Raw genomic sequence first — 852 nt, 5'->3', positions numbered from 1 at the left:
TAGTGTCCGGCGCGTGAGCATCTGGACCTCTCTGGAGCCTGCGTCCACCACCGTGGACCCCGGCAGTACGGCCACCGTGCGGCTACGGCTGCGCAACACGGGCGACGTCGTCGACGAGTACCGGTGCGTACCCGTCGGTGATCTGTCCCCGTATGTGACCGTCGAACCACCGACCATCCGTCTCTTTCCCGGCACCACCGGCACCGTGGACCTCACGTTCGCCCCGCCGCGTACCCCCGACGCCGTCGCCGGCCCGAACCCGTACGGCGTCCAGGTCATCCCGACCGAGCACCCCGAGGCGACCACGGTCCCCGAGGGCAACGTCACGATCACCCCGTTCTCCGAGATCCGCGCGGAGCTCGTGCCCCACACCGTCAAGGGCTGTTTCCGCGGGCGGCCCAAGCTCGCGATCGACAACCTCGGCAACACCAAGCTCACCGCGTCCGTCAACGGCAGCGAGAACGGCGACCAGCTCTCGTACGAGGTCCACCCGGCCAACGTCCAGATCGAGCCCGGCCGCGCCGCCTTCGTACGCGCCACGCTCCGGCCCCGCCAGATCATCTGGTTCGGCCGCAAGCAGGACCGCCCGTACAAGCTCGCGATCCAGCGCTCGGGCACCAAACCGCTCAACGTCGACGGGACCTACGTCCAGCGCGGGTTCCTGCCGCGCTGGCTGGCCACCCTGTTCGCGGTGTTCATGGCCATCGCCATCGTCTTCATCATGGCCTGGTTCACCCACAAGCCCACGGTCGCCACCGCGGCCCAGCCGAAGGTCGAAGAGGCAGGCGCCATCGCCACCCCGACACCGACCCCGAGCCTGCCACCGCCCGCGGCGAGCGTCGCCCCGCCCAC

1 pseudogene is annotated in these 852 nt (G+C 70.1%); it reads left to right on the top strand.

The features are described 5' to 3' along the window. Positions 1–13: 13 nt before the first annotated feature. Positions 14–852 (top strand): annotated as a pseudogene (locus G3I19_RS36655) (hypothetical protein); the annotation flags it as partial.

Source organism: Streptomyces sp. SID10853, from assembly GCF_010548145.1.
Classification (GTDB): Bacteria; Actinomycetota; Actinomycetes; order Streptomycetales; family Streptomycetaceae; genus Streptomyces.
The sequence above is the reverse complement of the archived record's forward strand: the minus strand, read 5'-3'. Positions and strand labels throughout refer to the sequence as shown.